Origin of the sequence: Aeromonas sp. 3P (genome assembly GCF_051919745.1) — a bacterium.
Taxonomy (GTDB): Bacteria; Pseudomonadota; Gammaproteobacteria; order Enterobacterales; family Aeromonadaceae; genus Aeromonas; species Aeromonas veronii.
The window spans coordinates 4,716,270-4,735,723 of the sequence record NZ_JBQBED010000001.1; the positions used below are offsets into that span (position 1 = coordinate 4,716,270).

Below are 19,454 nucleotides of genomic sequence, written 5' to 3' on the forward strand. Positions count from 1 at the left end.
GGATGAGCAAGGATGTTACACAAGCAAGTCAGTTTTATCATCGATAGCAAGGGCAACAAGCAGGCTGCCGTCGTCCCCATCGAGATCTACAACGAGCTGATGACCCTGCAAAAGGCACTCTCCGACAACCGGCCGGGGGAGCGCGAGCTCTACCACTTCAACGGCAAGGGGGCCGAGGCCCACGGTTATCCGGTGGGCAAGCGGCAAAATCCGGGTTTTATGGTGCTGGCCGGTTCCACCGCCAATGGCGAGGATGCCGCCTCTTTGCGTGAAGCGGTGATCGAGCTGCGTCACGAGCTGCTGGAAAAGGGGGTCATAGTGCCCCGCAGTCAGGGTGGCTTTGTCTTTACCGCCGATCAGCTGTTCAACAGTCCGAGTCTGGCCGCCAGTCTGGTGGCGGGCAATAACCGCAGCGGTCTGGATGCCTGGCAAAACAGCGCAGGCTATACCCTCAAGCAGTCGGGTTTCGGCAAGAAATAATCCCGCGTTTCGACAGCAAACCAATTAAGCGTTAATTGACCTGGATGAATTTTTCTTTTCATCCAGGTGCTAGCATGATTGCCAGATGGTTCTAAAAGGAAGAGACCATGTCTGCGCTCACCCCTGTTATTTTGCTGCTGTCCCTGTTTATCCCTCCCGCCCATGCCAGTAGTGGCCCAGTTCTGTTGACATCCTCCTCAATCGGACTTTTTTGTGTCGGATTGTTTGTGTTGGCCTACGCCCTGGTGATGGCTGAAGAGTATCTGCAACTGCGCAAGTCCAAACCCGTGCTGGTGGCCGCCGGGGTGATCTGGATCCTGATCGGTATCGCCTATGCACAGCAGGGGATGAGCCCTGTCGCCGAACAGGCCTTCCGCCATACCTTGCTGGAATATGCCGAGCTGATGCTGTTCCTGCTGGTGGCGATGACCTATATCAACGCCATGGAGGATCGGCGGCTGTTCGATGCCCTGCGTGCCTGGCTGGTGCGATCCGGCTTTCACTTGCGCACCCTGTTCTGGTTGACCGGCGGGCTTGCTTTTTGTATTTCGCCGGTGGCAGATAACCTGACCACAGCGCTCTTGATGTGCGCCGTAGTATTGAAGGTGGCCAACGGTGATCGGCGTTTTGTCAATCTTGCCTGCATCAACATAGTGATCGCCGCCAACGCGGGAGGGGCGTTCAGTCCCTTTGGCGATATCACCACCCTGATGGTGTGGCAGGCGGGCAAGGTGCAATTTGGCCAGTTCTTCACCCTGCTGATCCCCTCTCTGCTCAATTTTCTGGTCCCGGCCATCCTGATGAGCCTGATGGTGCCGCGTCATGTGCCGGAGGCTGATAACGAGGTGGTCGATCTCAAGCGGGGGGCCCGCCGCATCGTCGCGCTGTTCTTGCTGACCATCATCACGGCGGTGCTATGCCACAGTTTCCTCCACCTGCCACCCGTACTGGGCATGATGCTGGGGCTCGGTTATCTGCAGTTTTTCGGCTTCTATTTGCGCAAGTCGCTGCCGCGATCCCTTGCCCGCAAGCGTGCGCTCTATGAACGCAATGGTGATGAGGTACGGTTGCGCAGTCTGGGTTCTGTGGTGCCTTTTGACGTGTTCAACAAGGTGGCCAAGGCGGAGTGGGATACCCTGCTCTTCTTCTACGGGGTGGTGATGTGTGTCGGTGGGCTGGGCTTTATGGGGTATCTGGAGCTGGTATCACACTGGTTGTATGACGCTGGGGATCCCACCATGGCCAACATCTTCATTGGGGTCTTGTCCTCCGTCATCGACAACATTCCCGTGATGTTTGCCGTGCTGTCGATGAACCCGGATATGGCGCTGGGACAGTGGCTGCTGGTGACCCTGACCGCCGGAGTGGGCGGCAGCCTGCTCTCCATCGGCTCTGCGGCCGGGGTGGCCCTGATGGGACAGGCCCACGGCATGTATACCTTTTTTGGCCACCTGAAGTGGCTGCCTGCCATCTTGCTCGGTTATCTGGTGAGCATAGGGGCGCACCTCTGGCTCAACAGTGCCCAGTTCTGAACGTCTGGGCGCCACTATGAAAAGAGGCTTCCGTTGACGGAAGCCTCTTTCGTTTTCCTGACAGGGGGGAGGGGGATCAATCGCCTCGCTTGCCGGTCAGCAGCCAGTAACTCAGGGTGGAGCCCACGCCGCAGCAGGCGATGGCAATGGCCATGGGCAGTGGCGAGTGGGGCGGATTGAGGTTGACCAGAATGCCCACCAGGGCGCCGATACCAAAGCGCAGGGTGCCCGCCAGTGCCGAGGCGGTGCCCGCAGATTGCGGGAAGTGTCCCATCAGGCCGGTCATGGCGTTGGCCCCTACCAGACTGATATGGCCGACAAACAGTACCACCGGAATGACGATGCCCCACAGACCGCCGGTCTGGCTCCAGGCGTTGTAGACCAGCAGGGCGCCCGCGCAGGGCAGCACCAGCAGGCCGTATTGCAGCATCCGCTCGGCGCCCACCCCTTTCACCAGTCGGCTGTTGACGAAGGTGACCACCATCATCAGCAGAATATTGAGGCCAAACAGCCAGCCGTAGTGCTCGGTCGGCACCTTGAAATACTCGATATAGACGTAAGGGGAGCCGCTCAGGAAAGCGAACATGCCGGAGCTGGAGAGGGAGCCGCACAGCACGTAACCCATGGCGCCGCGATGGGAGAGCACCCCCCAGTAGTTCTTGAGGATCTGGCCCAGATTAAGGGGCTGACGGTGCTCCGGTTTCAGGGTCTCCTGAATTTTCCATTGCATCACCAGACAGATCAGCAGACTGATCCCCACCAGCAGCCAGAAGATCACCCGCCAGTCGGCGTGGGCGCTGATATAGCCGCCCACCACAGGCGCTACCAGCGGCGCCAAGGTCATCACCAGAATGACGAACGACATGGCGCGAGAAAATGCATCCTTCTCGAACAGATCGCGCAGCAGGGCATTGACCACCACAGAGCCCGCCGCACCGCCCGCTGCCTGCAACATCCGATAGGCCAGCAATTCGGGCAGGGAGTCCGCCATGGCACAACCCACCGAGGCGATGGCAAACATCACCAGCCCCGCCAGGATCACCGGCTTGCGGCCATAGCTGTCGGCCAGCGGGCCGTAGAAGAGCTGACCGATGGCAAAGCCGCCCAGAAAGGCGCTGATGGTGAGCTGGGCGCCGTCGATGCTGGTGGCCAGATCCCGGGCAATGGCCGGAATGGCGGGCAGATACATATCCACCGCCAGCGGAGTCAGACCCGCCAGAGCGCCGAGCAGGATAAACAGGAAACGGGGGGAGAGGGCGGCAGCCTGAGCTGTTGGCGATTGGGGCATAGGGTGTCCAGTTGATGCGAAACGTCGGGTTGAAAAGCGCGAAAAAGCAGTCTATCAGTTTTGTCGCGGCTATGGATCCGGTATGGCGAGCCAGAGTCCAGGCTCGGCGGCAAAGCGCGGGGCAAACCAGTGCTGGAGCACCGCGGTGGGCATTTCGTTCGCGGCGATGGGGCGGCGACTTAGGCGGCAGGCTCCCTGAGAGAGCGCCAGCGCCGCATCCCCCTTGTACCAGCCATCGGTCACCGGCAGTGCCGTGGTTTCCCGTAGTAGCCGCACGCCCCACTGGGTCACCAGCGCCGGGCAGCTTTTCTCTGCGAGCCTTGCTGCCTGTACCATTGCGGGTGGACGGGGCAGGATGAAGGTCACGCCGAGCAGCAGCAATCCGGCCACCGCGACCAGCCACTCGCCACGGCGTGGCAGCCAACCTGCCAGCAGCACAATACCGAGCAGGGTGATGGGGGCCAGATGTCGGGGATTGTCGGGATTCTGGCCAAACAGGGTCCAGAGCAGCAGGGCAAACCAGTAGAGCGTCCAGAGCGGGGGGAGGGCGGCAGGGTGGTTTTTTGATCTTTGCCAAAGCGGCAGCACCAGCAGCGCCCCAACAGCGAAGGGCCAGAGCGGGGTGAGCTGATCGTCGAAGGTACGCGCCCAGCTGAGCAGCCGATCGCCATGGGCCGCTGCCGTGTTGCCCCACAGGGTAAAGTGGCCGTCGGTAAAGCGCCGCCCCTCGCTGAAGTAGGCCCAGCCATCGGCCTGCCAGACAAACAGCAGGCAGGATAACCCCACCAGAACAATCGGGAGCACAAACCTGATGCGCGTTTCCTTCTGCGCCAGCCCGAGCCACAGGGGCAGCAGCGCCAGCACAAAATAGGAGGGGCGCAGCGCCAGTAATAGACCCAGCAGCAGACCCGCCAGTGCAATTCTGCGCTGCTGCAAGGCCAGCAGCGTTCCGAGCCAGGTGGCGAGCGCCGGCCCGTCCGAGAGGCCGGAGAGGGCCAGCGTCGGGGTGAGCGGCAGTGCCAGCACCAGCAACCAGACGGGGGCGAGCAGGCTTGGCCGTTGCCACAATCTCATCGCCAGCAAGGCAGCGAGCGGCGCCAGCAAACTGCTACCCAAGAGGCTTGCCCACTGCACCGCGCGGGCCGGGTCGTCCACCGCTAGATTGATCAGCCGTGCCAGCCAGATAAAGGCGGGGTAGCCGGGAAAGTGGGGGGAGAACTCCAGCACGCTAAAGTGCGTCACCCCGTGGGCAAAATTGAGGGCATCGTCGGAATCGAGCGCCACCGGGAAGGCCAGCAGCCAGCCAAGCCAGGCCAGTTGCAGCAGGATCAGCAAGTTGGGTCGATTAGCGAAGCGTAATCGGCCGTGAAGACGCCCCCCTTCTCCCCTTGCGGGAGAAGGGTTGGGGATGAGGGGGGCTGTCATCATCGATGAGAGGCTATCACAGCGGCGCCAGCACGGCCATCAGCGCTTTTTCTGCATCGCTAAAGGCTGCGGCATCGGCGGGCTTGGCGCCTACCCCGAATACCCCCGGGTTACCGATGGCATCGAGCACCTTGGCCAGCGCCTGTTCGGCTGCCTTGCGATCCCCCTCGCTGAGGGAGGGGAGGATCAAATCGAGGAAGCGCTTGCTCTTGACCACCAGCACCTTGGCGGTCTGGTAGTCGCCAAGATTCTGGCTGGCCCCTTCGAGGCGGCGCTCGATCTCCGCCTTGTAGGCGCGGTTGAGCAGGGCGGCGGTGGCGGCAGCGTCTTTGGCCTTGATGGCGGCGGCCAGCGGCCCTTGCAGTTCCACCTTGTGGTGCTGTTCCAGATAGGTCAGCTCGTCGGCAATCTCGCTCAAGGTGGCGCTGGCATCCTTGCCGTCAGTGGCGGCGCCCAGCAGCGCTTCGCGGGCGTCGATCAGTGGCTCCTTGCCGGCGGCGGCGTAGGAGTAAGCCTGCGCCTGCCCGCTCAGGGTCAGCAGCAGGGTGAGGGCGAGTAAACCCGGGCGGATGGTCATCCTGTTCTCCTTACTTATGCCAATGGCGCGGCACTCAGGCCACGCTCTGGGTTTCAATGACGGTATTTTCGTTGCGATGGTTAAAGATGGCGTGGCGTCTGTCCACCCCGTCGATCACCATGTCGGCAGCCATCATCCCCATCTCCATGGCGGTGTCGGTGAAGATGTAGCGGAATGTCCCCTGACGGCCGGTCATGATGAGGTTACTGATCGGCATCAGCGCCTTGATCGCTTCGTTGCGACGGGCCTGATAGCCGAGATCCATCAGTGGATAGGCGTATTCGCTGCGGGCTTCGAAGGTCTCATCACCAAGCTTGGCTGTATCGACACCGAGGCTCGCGAGATCGGCGGTAACCCGACCGCGCAGATCAGAGAGCTGTGCCTGCCAGGTGGCATCCCCCGGATTGCAGGGGATCTCCAGCATCACCGAGGTCTGGCCCTGGGGCGCCATAAAGGGGCTGCGGCGGCGCGGTTCCTGCAGACGGGTCGCCAGAATATGGGGATCGGAGAGGTACTGCCAGGTGTTGTCCGACAGGTTCTCCTGCTTGAGCGGCATATTGACGAAGCGAAGCGACCGGTATTGGAGATCGCACGGCAAGCCCAGATGCTGGCAGGTGAGCGGTAGCGGCAGGGTAGAGATCACCTGATCAAAGCGCTCGCTCTGCTCAACGTCATCTTGTTTCCAATACACCCGTTCAATGCGGCCATCAGCCTGCTCAAGGCGGGTGATGGTAGCGCCAGTTTTCAGCTCAACGCCCTCTGCTACCAGCCGCTCCCCCAGAGTGGTGAAGATCTGGCCGAAGCCATATTTGGGGTAGCGGTATTTGCGGGCATAGGTGCGCACCGAGATACTCCCGTTGCGTCTTGGCAGCAGGCGACGCGCCACGTCTTTGAGATCGATCAGGCTGATGCGTTGGCCGGCCCAGTCGGCGGAGAGCTTGTCCGGATTGATGCCCCACAGCTTGCCGGTGTAGCCCTCGAAGAACTGGCGATAGAGGGTGCGGCCAAAGTGGCTCTGGATCCACTCGGCAAAGCTCGCCTTGGCAAAATCGGTGGGCTTCTTGCTAAAGGGCAACAGCAGCAAGTCTTTCACCGCACCGGCCATCAGGGCGAGCGGCGCCGTCTTGAGCAGGTTGGGCAGGTTCAATGGGTAGTCATAGGTGCGCCCGCCAAAGCGGATGACGCTCTTGCGCTCGGCGTGGAGCAGATCGTCCCCCATCAGCTCGTCGATAAAGGCGAGCAGCTCGGGGTTTTTGGTGATAAAGCGGTGACCGCCGTAGTCGAAGCGATACTCTCCATCGCGCCCCTTGAAGGTCTGGGTGGCGCACATGCCGCCGACCACTGGCTCCTGCTCGAACAGGGTGACGGCAAAACCGGCGCGGCGCAGGCGCCAGGCCGCCATCAAACCGGCGGGGCCAGCACCCAGCACCGCAATGCTTTTCTTGTTGTTATCGCTCATGACCTATTCCGAAACTGCTTGATAGATAAGGGAACCGCGCCAAGGCGCGGCTCCCGAATAGTGTTGTTACCCCGTGGCCTTGTTGCCACAGGGCGTGCGGGCTCAGCCCTTGCTGGATGCGGCGCTCACCTGCGGGCGATAGCTGCGCTGCCAGAGGGTAACGAAGATCGCCAGATAGAGGGCCCAGGTCAGCAGCTGCAAGCCAGCGGGTGAGGCATTGTAGCCAAACAGGGCGCGCAGGAAGGTACCAAATACCCCCTGATCGTCGAGAATGTGGCTGATGTCGAATACCGGCGTGGTCCAGAAGGTGATGATCTCTGCAGCCTGCAACATGTTGACGGCGGACGACAGCAGACCTGCGGCGATGATGATGATAAGCAGGCCGGTCCAGCGGAAGAAGGGGGCCAGCGCCACCTTGCGGGTGGAGCGCAGCAGCCCCCACACCAGCGCGATGGAGACCAGCAGACCCGCCAGCGCGCCCATCAGGCCGGATTGCAGATCCACCCCTTGCCCGGAGTAGAGCAGGGCGGAGAAGAAGAGCACGGTTTCAAACCCTTCGCGCATCACCGCTAGGAAGGCGAGCAGCACCAGACCAAACAGGTTGCCGCCATCGATGGCTGCATCGATGCGCGCCGTCATGGCCCCCACCTGGGATTTGGCCTGTTTTTGCATCCAGATCGCCATATATGTGAGCACCAACGTGGCGAAGATGAGGATCCCCGCCATCAAGAGGTGGTTGTAGCGCTCGCTCTCGAACTGGCTCACCACCACCTGGAACAGGAAGGCGACGACAAGGGAGGCGATAAGGCCGAGCCCCACCCCCAGATAGATGAACTTGTTGTAGCGGTTCGCCCCCAGCTTGGCGAGGTAGGAGAGGCAGATGCCGACCAGCAGGAAGGCTTCCAGCCCCTCGCGCAGGGTAATGAGAAAACTTGCAAACATCAGGATTGAGGCTCCGTAGCGGGCGTGACGGGGAGAGGCTGCAGGGTAAGTTGCAACCGATTTAGCTGCACTATGGGGGGCTCCGGCAAGCTTGGCTCGGCGGTGCGCACCGCATCATTGACCCACTTGGGGTAGGTGCGGAAATTGAGTTTGATATCGGCCTTGAAGGGCCCTTGGGCTTCTGCGGGCAGCGGCCAGGCTTCATCGCGCCAGCCATCGGCCGGAATGCGGGTATCTTCCAGCAGTTTGGCGTAGCGCCAGAACTTGAGCCCCACCGGCTTGCCCTCGGCATCGCCGAACACTTTTCTGAACAGCCGCGCATCTTCTGGGACGGCGCCATCCACCGGCTGGCCGCTGGCAAGCACCACCTTGCCACTGGCGTCAGTGATGGTCAGTTCCAGCCAGAGTTCACGAAAATCGGCCACCCCGGTGGGCAGGGCATGGCCCGCGCCGGTATTGGCGACCCGCACCACCAACTGCTGACTATCGGCCGCCTGTTCGATACGGGCGGAGAGGGTAGCGCTGGAGCGCAAGAGCGCCAGGCTCTCCTGTTCAAGGTCGGGGTTGCGCAGCCCCACCAGCTGGTGCTGGGCACCGGTAAAGTTGTGGCGATAGAGCCGCGCTTTCATGGTGCCGTTTTCGGTGGACTGGCCCGCCACCGGTGTGCCGCCGTTACCCGGCTCCGGGTTCATGTGGCAGTCGATGCAGGTGCGCCGTTTGGCGGGATCCTTCGCGTTCGCGAAGCTGGATTTTTCCCACTCGTCCCAGGTGTTGACGATATTGGCGCCGGTGCCGGGGGCGAACTCGTTGTGGCACGACTTGCACAGGGCCGCGTCCCGGTAGAAATCCTTCTGGTAGGAGGCTTTGTGGGCCGCCGGGCGGGCGTTGATCTGCCGCTCTGCCAGCCAGTGCTGGAGGCTGCCCCCCGGGGCATCCTCGAACACATAGCTCTCGCGGTCTTTCAAATTCACGGTAAAGGCGCTGTTGCCGCCCGCGTCTTCTACCTTGGTGATGCGATGGCAGAGCACACAGCCGGTCCCTTCCTCCACCACAGGTTCGCCCGCCTTGTGGGCGGCAATCAGCGAGGCGCCCCCCTGCTCGAACATGTGGGAGCCCTTGGGCAGATCCAGCTGGCCGGTCATCACCTGCTGGGGCATATGGCAGCCCTGACACCACTGACCGAACGCTTCTCCTTCGGTTTCGCGTGCCAGCGCCTGCACCACCTTGTAGTAGGGGTGGGAGTTGCCCATCAGCCGATGGTTGCTCTCGCTCCAGTCCTTGAACGCCTGTTGGTGGCAGTTCTGGCAGGAGGCGGAGTTGAGCCACTCTTTCGGGTGGGTAGTCGGCGCCCTGGCGGGATCGGTGCGCGGGGCATCGAGTCGCAGCCAGTTGGCGAGATAGGGGAGGTTGCCATCGGCGGTGACGAAGGCGTGCAGATCTTCCATCATCACCTTCACCTCGGGCTGAGGCTGGGAGGGGTCAACCACCTCGGCCCCATCGCGGATGTCATGGCCCATGCCGCCCTGGGTCTGCTGGGTCATGCGCAGGTATTCGCCGACAAAATCCCCTGCCACCATGTTGGTGAGATTGGCGTGGCCGTTGATGGCGTTGTCGCCGCTCTGCTGGCGATGGGCTGCCATCAGATAGCGGTTGGTGAAGTTGAACCCGTCCAGATGGCAGGAGTTGCAGCTCATCCAGTTGTCCCCCGCCATGGGGAAGCGTGAGTTGGACGCTGTGTTACCAAGATGGAACAGCCGCTCGCCGCGCTGAAGCGGCTCGGGGCGCGGATCCGTCTCTACCAGCTTGGCGAAGTGGGGCACATCGACAGTGACTCGGGCAAACGGGCCGCTGCCGCCGCTATTGAGGCGGGTGAGATCCTGCCCCATGGCGTTGTGCACCAGAATATGGTCACCGTCGATCAGCAGATCCCGCGGATTCTGGCCCGGCAGGTGACGCAAGAGCTGGGTCGCCTTGGCGCCCCCCTGAAACTTCTTGCGGCGGTGGCGGTTGTTGTTGGATTTGCCGCTGCGGGAGAGATCAAACACCAGCAGATCTTCCGAGCCCGCCAGGGTCAGATAGACCCGCTTGCCGTCGGTGGCGAAGCGTGCAGCGAACGGGTTGGAGACGATCTGGCTGCGGTTGCCGACGCTTGGCAGGTTGATCTGCAAAAAGAGCTGTTTTCTTTCATCGACCCGCTCTTTCTCCTCATCGAGATCGATGATGGAGACGGCCGGAAAGACGGTGCTTTGAAACTGGAAGGGGTGGCTGAAGCTCCACAGCACATGAGGCAACCAGGCCTCGCTGCCATCGGGGGAGAGGGCGATGCCATCGAGCAGGCGCGGCAATCCCTGCGAGTCGCTCGGCGTGTCGCTATGGGTCTCGGCCAGGGTGATGAGCTTGGGCTTGGGAAGCGAAGATCCCTTGGCGCCGTGGCCAAGCTTGGCGAGATCATAGATGGCGAGCTGGCCGGTCATGGCGTGGGTGAGCAGCAGGCGATCGTCGTTGGTCAATGCCAGCCCGCGGGGAGTCTCATCGGTTTCTGCATCCAGCTGGAGGTTGCCCGCGGTGTCGTAGGCCTGCAGGCGAGCGGATTCGAACAGCGTGACCCAGAACCACTGCCGTTTGGCATCGAAGATGACCCCGTAGGGTCTATGGCCGGTGGGGATCGCCTTTTCCAGATCGAGATCATCATCCAGCAGCAACAGGCGATCACCGCTGTAGTCGGTGACCAGCAGGGTGCCGTCATCGGCGCGGGCCAGCTGGCGCAGATCGCCCCCCAGCTGCACCTCTTTCAGCCGCTTGCCGCTATCGCGCTCCAGCAGGGTGACGGAACCTGCGCTCAGGTTGGCGGTGACGAGGCGCGGGGCGCTTCCCTCCTCATAGGCGAGCATCCCTGTGCCCATCTGTTGGGCCAACGCAAAGGGGCTGGCCAGCAGCAGGAGGAGGGCCAGCAGGGGTGACAAATATGCAGAAAAAGATGACTTCAACATGGGATCAGGAGCGCCATTTCAAGATGGTCCAGCGCCAGGCGTGGCGCAGCACCAGAGGAGTTAACGCCAACGCGCTCAGCCAGTGGGCCCAGCTGGCGAGGTTGCCCATGGCATCGCCCGGAGTGCCGTGCAGCACCAGCAGCAGGCCGCTGGCCAGACAGACCAGCAGCAGGGCTTCGATAATCCGCCCCGTGGTGCGTAAAAAGGGTTTGTTGCTGCGGTTCAACAAGCTGCGATGGGAGAGCCAGAAGGCGCCAAATAGCAGGGGGAACAGGGTGAGCGAGAGCATCACATGGAAAAACAGATTCCAGCGTGCCAGCGACCAGAGCGGGGTCAGCGGCTCCCACAGCAGCAGGCCGGAGAAGAACATCAGATAGAGGGTGCCCTCGGCGGCCTGATGGTGGTAGGCCAGCCACTGCCAGAATTGTCGGGGTGAGAGAGAAAGGCTTGTCATAAAGGCTCCAGCACCCGGGCGGGGCAGCCCGGAGGGAGCAAGTTTATAACGCAGTAAGAGTAATGAAAAGTGTTATCAATTGTATTGCTGGTGAATCAAGGCTGAACAAGCACAGTGATCAAACTCGACTATTTATGCTCCGCCATCCGCTCGGTCACCGCATAGATGAGCGCGGCCAGCGAGAAGGCGAGAAACACCACCACGGACCACTTCATATCGACTTCATTGATGATGCCATCTTCGAGAAACGCCTTGAGCACCTCTACTCCGGCAATAGTCACCAGCGAGTTGATGACGATGAGCTTGAGGGAGGCAAAGTTGATCTTGCTAAGCCAGTTGCTGCTAAGGGAGGCGCGCTGCTCTTCCGTCTGGATAAATTGCACATAGCCACAGATGGCGACCAGGATCAGCATCTGGGCCACCAGTATAAAGTCCACCAGAGTCAGCACGCCGGTAATGAGATCCAGATAGGGGATCTCGAAAATGTTTACAGAAAGCTGATAGAGCTGCATGGCAAACTTCACCATCAGCAATACCACGCAGATGAGAATGCCAATGTAGAAGGGGAACATCATCAATCTGCTGCCATTGAGCATGAAATTGAATCGACGCATGAGAACTCCGATGTTGGGAAAGTGAGTATGGCGCGAGCAGCCCGCAGCGTTGCAAGGCTGTGGGGGCTCATTATGCCGGGTCGCCCCCTGCTTGCGCTTATAAAAAAATAAAAAGCCATCATAAAAAATAAAACCGCATCCCGCTGTCTTATTTGTGATTTTTCCCTGCCGTAACATGCCGCTTCTCAATTCAGGGGGGCGACTGCCTCCCTCCTATTTATCAGGCTCGGCCCACTCTTGTGGCCGCTTGCCAGGAGTGTTGCGATGCGTATTGGTCTGCTGTTGAGTATGGGGATGCTGGTTGCAAGCGGGGTTCAGGGACAAGAGCTGGGGGCAATTCCCGGGGAGTCTGGTTTTTCCGGCAGTGTGCTGGCGGGGGCCAGCGTTGGCGAGACCAAGTCCAATTTTGCCACGGGGAGTGCAGGTAGCGAGCGTATTGACGCTTTGGGTGCTGCGGCGCAGCAGCGCCACCTTGATCCGGTGATCAACGGGGATCTGCGCTACACCTTTGCCTCCACCGGTAGCCAGCTGTTTCTGGGCAACCTCATTCAGGATGCCATTCGTGGCGACGGTACCCAGCAGTTCGGGCTGCGCCAGCAACTGGGGGACAAGGGGATCGTGACCGGTTCGCTGGTGTTCAATGCCACCCCGGCCAAGGTGTGGCGCGATCCCTTTGCGGTGGGGGTGGAACGCGAGCAGAGTGACGTGCGCTCCCACGGCGCCCGTCTGGCGTGGGACAACATCTGGGGCAGCGCGTTCAGTGGCAGTGTCACCAGCCGCGACGTCAAGGTGGATGGGGAGTCCAGCGGCGAGCAATATGGTCGCGCTGTGATGGGGATGCTGGATCGTAATGGCCGGGTCAACTTCGCCGAGCTCTCCTACCAGTTCCGGCTGGCAGACGATCAGTTCCTCGAGCCAGCAGTGCGCTATGAGAAGGCTGATCTGGCGGGCAGTGCCGAGTCTTATGTGAGCAAGGGGTTGCAGCTCACGTACGCCAAAACCTCGCCCCGCTGGTCATTTGTCAGCAACCTCTATCTGGGCAAGCGCGACTATGACGAGGCCAACCCGCTGTTTGGCCAGCGTGCCGACAGCCGCGACATGGCCATCGATGCCACCCTCTTCTGGCACCAGCTGTTTGGCATTGCGCCGCTCTCTGCACTCCTGAGCGCCAGCTACGCCACGGCAAACTCCGGGATCGACTTTTACGATATTCGCGCCACCAGCATCACCACGGGCCTGCTCTACCGCTTCTGATCCCGGCATCCGGCAGCGAGATGAGGTGCACACAAAGGGGCTGGTCAATCCAGCTCTTTGTTTATGGGATGGCGCTCAATAGACAATTCAAGCTGTATGCAGGTTGGTCATCACATGCAGACAAGAGACATTATGACAGAGGGCATATGAAGGGCGCGCGTGACAGGGAAGGAGGCGAACAGCAGATACGAAAAAGCCCAGCCAAAAGGCTGGGCTTTAGAATTTGGCTCCCTCGACAGGACTTGAACCTGTGACATACGGATTAACAGTCCGCCGTTCTACCGACTGAACTACGAGGGAAAAGTGGCTCCTCCTACTGGACTTGAACCAGTGACATACGGATTAACAGTCCGCCGTTCTACCGACTGAACTAAGGAGGAATTGCCTGTCTCGTTAAGACGGGGCGAATATTAATGACCAGGGCGGCGGGTGTCAACCCGCGAATTTCCTGAAAACCGGATTTTCGGACTGTTTGCCCAAAAGTTGCGCTTTGCGGTTTATTTTCAGCACAATCAGTCCCTTGCCATCGCTCCCCCAACCGGCCCAGGGGTTATTGGCTCGGTTCGCATCAACCTGATGATGCCAGTATGATGTCGCGAACGTGCTGGTAACACGGTGGGGCTTAAATGGTGATCTTTGTGGCTAAAAGGGGGAGAGCTGGAGTCAAGATCGGCGATTTGGCGGCAAATAAGCCAAATAATGGGTAAGGGCGAGTTTCATTGATCCTGCCCATCGAAAAAATGGCCCGTCTGGAGTAAGGTTACGCAGGATACCATCGCCGCGTCGACAGCCCTGCCGGCCCTTGATGATGATCGGGCGCCGGATCTCTCCGGCCTTTATCTCCCTCTTCTGGTATTACGATATACATGCACAAGCAAGCCTCTTTAAATAGCGTGAAGCTCGCCATAGCCTTACGCCAGTCCTGTATTGATGAACCCTATAGCATGGCCCGCTTCGGCCGTGATCTTATCGCCGGTGTGACGGTGGGCATCATCGCCATCCCGCTCGCCATGGCGCTGGCCATTGCCAGCGGTGTACCGCCGCAACACGGTCTCTATACCGCCATCATCGCCGGTATCGTGATCGCCGTGACCGGTGGTTCCCGTTACTCCATCTCCGGCCCGACCGCTGCCTTTGTAGTGATCCTCTATCCGGTCGCCCAGCAGTTCGGGGTCGGTGGGCTGTTGATGGCAACGCTCATCTCCGGCCTCTTTCTGGTGGCGATGGGGATGGCCCGTCTTGGCCGCCTTATCGAGTACATTCCCCCGTCAGTGACGCTGGGCTTTACCGGTGGTATCGCCATCGTGATCGCCACCTTGCAGATCAAGGACTTCTTCGGCCTGAGCGTGCCCGAGATGCCGGAAACCTATCTGGGCAAGGTCGAAGCGCTGGCCGCCGCCCTGCCAAGCTGGCAGTGGGGCGATACCCTGGTGGGGGTCGCAACACTGGCCGTGCTGCTGCTCTGGCCGCGCCTGCGTCTGCCTGTGCCCGGCCACTTGCCCGCGGTGCTGGTCGGGGTGGGTCTGGGTTTTGGCCTCCATTACTTTGGGGTGGATGTGGCCACCATCGGCAGCAAGTTCAGCTATACCCTGGCCGATGGCACTCAAGGGATGGGGATCCCGCCCATCGCGCCGACCCTGGTGATGCCCTGGGCCTTGCCCGGACCGGATGGCTTGCCAGTTGAATGGAACCTGGCGGCTGTTGAGCGGCTGCTGCCTGCCGCCTTCTCCATGGCGATGCTGGGGGCGATCGAATCGCTGCTCTGCGCCGTGGTGCTCGATGGCATGACCGGTCGCAAGCACAGCTCCAACGCCGAGCTGGTGGGGCAGGGGCTTGGCAATATCTTCGCCCCCTTCTTTGGCGGTATTACCGCTACCGCCGCCATCGCCCGCTCTGCCGCCAACGTGCGCGCCGGTGCTACGTCCCCCATCTCGGGGATCGTTCATGCGCTGGTGGTGCTGGCCGCCATTCTGGTGCTGGCCCCCTGGCTCTCCTGGTTGCCGCTCTCGGCCATGGCTGCCTTGCTGCTCATCGTGGCCTGGAACATGAGTGAAGCGCACAAGGTGGTGGAGCTGATCCGTCGCGCCCCCAAATCCGATGTGCTGGTGCTGCTGGTCTGCCTGTCGCTCACCGTCATTTTTGACATGGTCATCGCCATCACTTTCGGGGTGATCCTGGCTTCCCTGCTCTTTATGCGCGAAATCGCCAAGATGACCAAACTGCACGATTTGGCCGAGCACAAGCGCTATGCCCATGAGGTGCCGGACAACGGCCTGCTCTACAAGATCAACGGCCCGCTCTTCTTCGCAGCGGCCGAACGGGTCTTTGCCGAGCTGGAATCACAAGTGAAAGGACACAAGGTGCTGGTGTTGCAGATGGAGGCGGTTTCCATCCTCGATGCGGGCGGCCTGTCTGCCTTCCTCCACTTTGGCAAGCAGATGGCTAAAGCCGGTGTCGAGTTGCGGGTGGCCGAGTTGCAGTTCCAACCGCTCAAGACCCTGGCCCGTGCCAAGGTGCGGCCGCAGCCCGGCAAGCTGGAATTTTACGGCTCGCTGGAAGAGGCGCTCAAAGGTGAACATTTGCACGAAGCGGCAGTAAATTGATTGAAAGGGATACGAAACGGCATATTTTTGGTCACTTGGTTCGGATATTGAGCAAACGAACGCAAAAAGTAAAAAATTGCATTGACCAAAAGCCATCGTATCCCTTACATTACGCCCCGTCGCCGCGGCATGGTCCGCCAGCGAATGTGCAGCTCAAGCACATAAAGCAGTGAGCAAAAATTTGGTGAGGTGTCCGAGTGGCTGAAGGAGCACGCCTGGAAAGTGTGTATACGGCAACGTATCGAGGGTTCGAATCCCTCCCTCACCGCCAAATGATAAGCCCAAGCAATTGAATTGCTTGGGCTTTTTCTTTCTGTGCAATTTTCGTTATGCCATCCATTATGCCATCTGATGTTGGCTGGTATAGGGTCTTGTTGTATCTCGTTGGACAGTCTGCTTGATATTCATAGGTTGTCACCTATGGTACAAGAGTGCGTTGTTTCCTAAATCACTGCCCCAGCCCCAAATGACCGTTACTCTTGGACTTTCTTACAGGCAGACCAAGGGTGTTCAGTTTGTTTATTGCGCTCACATACGTCATCACCTCTAAACCGGCTCAAAGAACAGGCCAGCGATTGCTGGCCTGTTTGGTGTTATCTACTTGCTACGGGTCTACCCTCGCCTGATCGGCACGTCACTTACCTTGTCCAGAACTGACGTGCCCATCAAGGCCAGCCCAATGAGATATTAGCCAAGGTGACGCAGTTTAGAACTTATCATTGTCAATCAGCAGCAGTTGGTTTTGCAGCAAGCTGTTGATCATATCCTGACTGCTGCTTCCGCTAAAACCAAGGCTATCAAAAGTTTGCCCTGCCAGGACTATCTCCTGAGTGACTGAACCGGTGGCATCTTTCACTTGCAAGGTCACGTCTCCCGCGCCCTCCAGCACCGACAGTAGTTGTTTGAGCTCATCAAGCCCCTTACTGCCATCACTGTCAAGAAGATCGCGCAAGTCCAGTTTGTCACCTTCAGCCTTGCTAAAGTCGGTAATGATATCCTTGGCCACCGAGCCTGCGACCACATCACCCTTGTTCCAGACAAAGAGATCTGCGCCCGCCCCACCGGTCAAAATATCGTTACCCAACCCACCGTACAGGGTATCGTTACCAGCACCACCATTGAGAATATCGTTGCCCGCGCCACCGTACAGGGTATCGTTACCATGGCCGCCATAGAGCACATCGTTACCCGCGCCGCCATCGAGCAGATCATTACCACCCTGGCCAAATAAAATATCGTTGCCAGCATCGCCATAGAGCTTGTCATCAGATCCTTTTTGGCCTGTGGCACTGGCATCCAGCGCCTCGGCAACCTGCTGATGATGGCTAGACAGATAATCGCGGATCGCCTCTGCCCCCAGGGTTGTGCCATCTACCTTAAGCTCTGTCGCCACATAAGCCCGTAACGCCTCGAAGTTAGTGCCGGTGATCCCGTTAAAGCCAACCACATCACCAAACAAAATATCGTTACCATGGCCACCATGCATCGTGTCGCTGCTGGGCTCAAACGGTGTATTCGTTCCCAAAATGGCATTGGCCAAATCTTTAGCATCAACCCCCTGCAACGGTTTGCCATCGGAGTCATACCCGGCCAGACCGGTGATAATGCCGTTAATACCTACCGCATCCACATTACTGAGCCTGTTGAGCAATTGGAATGCATCACCACTCTCTTGAGTTGTGGTGGTGGTGGTGGAACTTCCATCACCGGCCAGAGTGGTGCACTCATAGCCGCCCTTGCCATCTGGGGTCATGGTGCCAATCTGCTTATTGCTCCACTTATTATTGTTACCTTCCGTCCATTGATAGACATTGCCCTGTGCATCGATCAGGGTGCGAGTAACTCCCCCCAAACTCACCGTCACAGCAGTACCAAATTGATAACTCTTGAGCACGTCATTAAGTGTCCGGTCGGTCGTATTAGCATCTCTGTAATCGACAACCTTAGTAGTGATCGCCACATCCTTTTGGTAATAAGTGGGCTTGCCATCGGTAATGAAATAGGTCTTGTTGGTCGCCCCCTCGCCTTGGGCCGCGAACCAATTGGCCGCGGTCTTCATCGCTAACTCATAGTTGGTTCCACCGCCTGCCTGCATGCTCTTGAGCACGTTAGTGAGCTGCGTGAACGCATCCGCATCTGCCAAGTCAACCGATACCTGACCCGAGATCCCGGTATCAAAATCCACCAGCAACACCTTGACCGTGCCCGCCCCTGATGTATTCGCACTCGCGATTAACTGATTAAACACCGCCGTCAGTGAGGTCACCGTACTGGCCATCGAGCCCATGCTGCCTGACGAATCCACCACGAATGCTAGGTTGTAGTCAGCCCCCGGCGTCATGGTGATCCCACTCACATCCCCCATCATCACATCATCAACATCTGTGCCCGGCAATGAATCAGGGCCCTCAGTACCAACAGTGACCTTAGTTTCTACCCGATAGCCTTCGCTGTCGGTCGCGGTGGCACTGTTGCCCGCCGCGTCGGTGGTGGTCACCTTAGCGTCAATCGTCTTGTTGTTATCGGCCACCAAATCATGGCCTTTCACCCCGATACTAAAGGTCAGTTTGCCACCGCTGCTTACCACCTGCCCGCTGTACTCATTGCCATTGACGGTCAGGATCACGGTGTCACCCACCTTAACATCCCCCCCCACCGCCCCGGTGACCTGAATAGTTCCACTGGCTTCAGCGGCGTTGATCATGTCATCGGCCGTGATGTTGGCATCGAGGGTGATGGTGAGCTCCGGCGCCGCGGTGTCGACCCCGTAGTCTTCGCTGTCGGTCACGGTGGTGCTGTTACCGGCCGTATCGGTGCTGGTCACGCTGGCGTCGATGGTCTTGTCGCTGTCGGCCGCCAGGTCGCTGCCCGCCACCAGGATGGTGAAGCGGCCAGCCGCATCCACCTGGCCTGTGTATTTGACGTTGTTGACGGTCAGGGTGACGGTGTCGCCCTCGTTGAACTCGCCCCTCACGGTGCCGCTCACCGGGATGTTCACTTTCGCCTCGGCGGCGTTGATGACGTCGTCGTCGGTGATGTTGGCATCGAGGGTGATGGTGAGCTCCGGCGCCGCGGTGTCGACCCCGTAGTCTTCGCTGTCGGTCACGGTGGTGCTGTTACCGGCCGTATCGGTGCTGGTCACGCTGGCGTCGATGGTCTTGTCGCTGTCGGCCGCCAGGTCGCTGCCCGCCACCAGGATGGTGAAGCGGCCAGCCGCATCCACCTGGCCTGTGTATTTGACGTTGTTGACGGTCAGGGTGACGGTGTCGCCCTCGTTGAACTCGCCCCTCACGGTGCCGCTCACCGGGATGTTCACTTTCGCCTCGGCGGCGTTGATGACGTCGTCGTCGGTGATGTTGGCATCGAGGGTGATGGTGAGCTCCGGCGCCGCGGTGTCGACCCCGTAGTCTTCGCTGTCGGTCACGGTGGTGCTGTTACCGGCCGTATCGGTGCTGGTCACGCTGGCGTCGATGGTCTTGTCGCTGTCGGCCGCCAGGTCGCTACCCGCCACCAGGATGGTGAAGCGGCCAGCCGCATCCACCTGGCCTGTGTATTTGACGTTGTTGACGGTCAGGGTGACGGTGTCGCCCTCGTTGAACTCGCCCCTCACGGTGCCGCTCACCGGGATGTTCACTTTCGCCTCGGCGGCGTTGATGACGTCGTCGTCGGTGATGTTGGCATCGAGGGTGATGGTGAGCTCCGGCGCCGCGGTGTCGACCCCGTAGTCTTCGCTGTCGGTCACGGTGGTGCTGTTACCGGCCGTATCGGTGCTGGTCACGCTGGCGTCGATGGTCTTGTCGCTGTCGGCCGCCAGGTCGCTACCCGCCACCAGGATG

Annotated in this window: 13 protein-coding genes and 3 tRNA genes; 5 read left to right on the plus strand and 11 right to left on the minus strand. The window is 59.9% G+C overall.

What is annotated here, in order from left to right; translation table 11 throughout:
- Positions 1 to 12: 12 nt before the first annotated feature.
- Together ACTG19_RS21900 and nhaD are read left to right on the plus strand one after the other, a co-directional pair.
- Entirely contained in the window at positions 13 to 480 is a 468-nt protein-coding gene (locus ACTG19_RS21900) for a DUF4357 domain-containing protein (protein WP_005333716.1), read from the plus strand.
- Between the two features lie 107 nt (positions 481 to 587).
- Entirely contained in the window at positions 588 to 2,012 is a 1,425-nt protein-coding gene (gene nhaD / locus ACTG19_RS21905) for a sodium:proton antiporter NhaD (RefSeq protein ID WP_058060016.1), read from the plus strand.
- A gap of 76 nt (positions 2,013 to 2,088) precedes the next feature.
- On the opposite strand, the gene ACTG19_RS21910 is transcribed toward nhaD, so the two are convergent.
- The 8 genes from ACTG19_RS21910 to ACTG19_RS21945 all read right to left on the minus strand — a co-directional run bounded on the left by ACTG19_RS21910 (position 2,089) and on the right by ACTG19_RS21945 (position 11,761).
- Positions 2,089 to 3,300 carry a Bcr/CflA family multidrug efflux MFS transporter gene (locus ACTG19_RS21910; RefSeq protein ID WP_042055658.1) on the minus strand — a complete coding sequence of 404 codons (1,212 nt, stop codon included), beginning with the start codon at positions 3,298 to 3,300 and terminating at the stop codon, positions 2,089 to 2,091.
- A gap of 69 nt (positions 3,301 to 3,369) precedes the next feature.
- Entirely contained in the window at positions 3,370 to 4,635 is a 1,266-nt protein-coding gene (locus ACTG19_RS21915; protein WP_429150249.1) for a hypothetical protein, read from the minus strand.
- A 106-nt stretch (positions 4,636 to 4,741) separates the two neighbouring features.
- The gene (locus ACTG19_RS21920) at positions 4,742 to 5,302 is read right to left on the minus strand and encodes a hypothetical protein (protein ID WP_160880340.1); all 561 of its coding nucleotides are present in this window, start codon (positions 5,300 to 5,302) and stop codon (positions 4,742 to 4,744) included.
- 34 nt (positions 5,303 to 5,336) lie between these two features.
- Complete coding sequence (locus tag ACTG19_RS21925) at positions 5,337 to 6,761, minus strand: NAD(P)/FAD-dependent oxidoreductase (RefSeq protein ID WP_439989579.1); 1,425 nt, start codon at positions 6,759 to 6,761, stop codon at positions 5,337 to 5,339.
- A 102-nt stretch (positions 6,762 to 6,863) separates the two neighbouring features.
- Positions 6,864 to 7,703 carry an FTR1 family iron permease gene (locus tag ACTG19_RS21930; protein ID WP_439989580.1) on the minus strand — a complete coding sequence of 280 codons (840 nt, stop codon included), beginning with the start codon at positions 7,701 to 7,703 and terminating at the stop codon, positions 6,864 to 6,866.
- The gene (locus tag ACTG19_RS21935) at positions 7,703 to 10,693 is read right to left on the minus strand and encodes a YncE family protein (protein WP_439989581.1); all 2,991 of its coding nucleotides are present in this window, start codon (positions 10,691 to 10,693) and stop codon (positions 7,703 to 7,705) included. Before ACTG19_RS21935 ends, ACTG19_RS21930 begins: the two co-directional genes overlap by 1 nt.
- A 4-nt stretch (positions 10,694 to 10,697) precedes the next feature.
- A complete protein-coding gene (locus tag ACTG19_RS21940) occupies positions 10,698 to 11,147 on the minus strand; it encodes a hypothetical protein (RefSeq protein WP_064341369.1) in 450 nt (149 codons plus the stop codon).
- A 128-nt stretch (positions 11,148 to 11,275) separates the two neighbouring features.
- Positions 11,276 to 11,761, minus strand: a complete 486-nt coding sequence (locus ACTG19_RS21945; protein WP_005333692.1) for a YqhA family protein — start codon at positions 11,759 to 11,761, stop codon at positions 11,276 to 11,278.
- Between the two features lie 264 nt (positions 11,762 to 12,025).
- On the opposite strand from ACTG19_RS21945, the gene ACTG19_RS21950 reads away from it, so the two are divergent.
- Positions 12,026 to 13,015 carry a DUF2860 family protein gene (locus ACTG19_RS21950; RefSeq protein ID WP_113739339.1) on the plus strand — a complete coding sequence of 330 codons (990 nt, stop codon included), beginning with the start codon at positions 12,026 to 12,028 and terminating at the stop codon, positions 13,013 to 13,015.
- 224 nt (positions 13,016 to 13,239) lie between these two features.
- Here ACTG19_RS21950 and ACTG19_RS21955 read toward each other — a convergent pair.
- Together ACTG19_RS21955 and ACTG19_RS21960 are read right to left on the minus strand one after the other, a co-directional pair.
- Positions 13,240 to 13,315 (minus strand) — tRNA-Asn (locus ACTG19_RS21955).
- Between the two features lie 4 nt (positions 13,316 to 13,319).
- A tRNA-Asn gene (locus tag ACTG19_RS21960) sits at positions 13,320 to 13,395 on the minus strand.
- 486 nt (positions 13,396 to 13,881) lie between these two features.
- Between ACTG19_RS21960 and dauA the strand changes: the two genes are divergently transcribed.
- Positions 13,882 to 15,618: a C4-dicarboxylic acid transporter DauA gene (gene dauA / locus ACTG19_RS21965; protein ID WP_113740740.1), complete on the plus strand. Its 1,737-nt coding sequence runs from the start codon at positions 13,882 to 13,884 to the stop codon at positions 15,616 to 15,618.
- Positions 15,619 to 15,801: 183 nt separating this feature from the next.
- Positions 15,802 to 15,889: transfer RNA gene (locus ACTG19_RS21970), tRNA-Ser, on the plus strand.
- A gap of 435 nt (positions 15,890 to 16,324) precedes the next feature.
- Here ACTG19_RS21970 and ACTG19_RS21975 read toward each other — a convergent pair.
- Positions 16,325 to 19,454, minus strand: a 3,130-nt coding sequence (locus ACTG19_RS21975) for an Ig-like domain-containing protein (protein WP_439989582.1), incomplete at its 5' end; no start/stop codon positions are given.

What these genes read in the sequence shown, in the direction of transcription:
- ACTG19_RS21900 (WP_005333716.1), top strand. Translation starts at nt 13, where the DNA reads ATGTTACACAAGCAAGTCAGTTTTATCATCGATAGCAAGGGCAACAAG.
- nhaD (WP_058060016.1), top strand. Translation starts at nt 588, where the DNA reads ATGTCTGCGCTCACCCCTGTTATTTTGCTGCTGTCCCTGTTTATCCCT.
- ACTG19_RS21910 (WP_042055658.1), bottom strand. Translation starts at nt 3,300, where the DNA reads ATGCCCCAATCGCCAACAGCTCAGGCTGCCGCCCTCTCCCCCCGTTTC.
- ACTG19_RS21920 (WP_160880340.1), bottom strand. Translation starts at nt 5,302, where the DNA reads ATGACCATCCGCCCGGGTTTACTCGCCCTCACCCTGCTGCTGACCCTG.
- ACTG19_RS21925 (WP_439989579.1), bottom strand. Translation starts at nt 6,761, where the DNA reads ATGAGCGATAACAACAAGAAAAGCATTGCGGTGCTGGGTGCTGGCCCC.
- ACTG19_RS21930 (WP_439989580.1), bottom strand. Translation starts at nt 7,703, where the DNA reads ATGTTTGCAAGTTTTCTCATTACCCTGCGCGAGGGGCTGGAAGCCTTC.
- ACTG19_RS21935 (WP_439989581.1), bottom strand. Translation starts at nt 10,693, where the DNA reads ATGTTGAAGTCATCTTTTTCTGCATATTTGTCACCCCTGCTGGCCCTC.
- ACTG19_RS21940 (WP_064341369.1), bottom strand. Translation starts at nt 11,147, where the DNA reads ATGACAAGCCTTTCTCTCTCACCCCGACAATTCTGGCAGTGGCTGGCC.
- ACTG19_RS21945 (WP_005333692.1), bottom strand. Translation starts at nt 11,761, where the DNA reads ATGCGTCGATTCAATTTCATGCTCAATGGCAGCAGATTGATGATGTTC.
- ACTG19_RS21950 (WP_113739339.1), top strand. Translation starts at nt 12,026, where the DNA reads ATGCGTATTGGTCTGCTGTTGAGTATGGGGATGCTGGTTGCAAGCGGG.
- dauA (WP_113740740.1), top strand. Translation starts at nt 13,882, where the DNA reads ATGCACAAGCAAGCCTCTTTAAATAGCGTGAAGCTCGCCATAGCCTTA.